The following is a 708-nucleotide window of genomic DNA, read 5'->3' as shown; positions in this document are numbered from 1 at the left end:
ACCGGGCCCGCGGCGATCGTCGGCGTCGTGGACCGGTGGCAGGACTACGCGCGCCACGACGGCGGCGTGGTCGGGTATTTCAAGTCGCACACGACGGTCGCATTCACTGGCGGGTTCAACACCCCCGGCGGGGGCTACAGGGACGCTTGGTCGTTCACGGTCGACCGGCACACCCGGGTGGGGACCCTGAACCGGAAGGACCGGCCCAAGGTCGCGTTCTCGTGCATGGGGGCGATCTGAGGCCGAAGGACGCTCACCGGCACAGTGGGTCGGCACTGGCCGCGTCGCCCAGCGCCTGGCAAGCCTGAATCCGAGCGATCTCGGCCGCGACCGACGCGGGCAATTGGTGAAAGCGCACTGCCATCCTGTCCTCGTCGCGCTGCATCAGCGCCTTGGCTCGATCCTGGGGCGACAGCCCGAGTCCGACGATGTCCTGGTCCTGCGCGAACAGCTCGGCGTCGACCGCGACCTCGCGCAGCACCGAGGCGCACTCGGCCGGCGTGAGGCGGCACGCCGGCGGGGGCGCATCGTCGGCGGCCGCGGCGGGCGCTGGGGAAAGGATAGAGAGGAGGAAGGCGGCGCCGCAGAGAGCGCCACCGTTGGATGCGGTGACGATCAATTCGCTCGATCACCGACATAGCGCGAGAACACCCACCCGTAGCGGCACGGGCCCGTGTAGGGCAGGCGCGTGCGCCACTCGTGCTCGAC

The 708-nt window shown here is 70.5% G+C and carries 1 protein-coding gene and 1 pseudogene; one reads left to right on the top strand and one right to left on the bottom strand.

All coding sequences use genetic code 11. From position 1 onward, the window contains the following. Positions 1 to 240: pseudogene (locus D3273_RS28670) on the top strand (hypothetical protein); the annotation flags it as partial. A 13-nt stretch (positions 241 to 253) separates the two neighbouring features. Here D3273_RS28670 and D3273_RS27940 read toward each other — a convergent pair. After that, positions 254 to 619: a hypothetical protein gene (locus D3273_RS27940; RefSeq protein ID WP_129230310.1), complete on the bottom strand. Its 366-nt coding sequence runs from the start codon at positions 617 to 619 to the stop codon at positions 254 to 256. Positions 620 to 708: the final 89 nt, after the last annotated feature.

The sequence above is a fragment of the Lichenibacterium minor genome (assembly GCF_004137685.1).
Taxonomy (GTDB): Bacteria; Pseudomonadota; Alphaproteobacteria; order Rhizobiales; family Beijerinckiaceae; genus Lichenihabitans; species Lichenihabitans minor.
The sequence above is the reverse complement of the archived record's forward strand: the minus strand, read 5'-3'. Positions and strand labels throughout refer to the sequence as shown.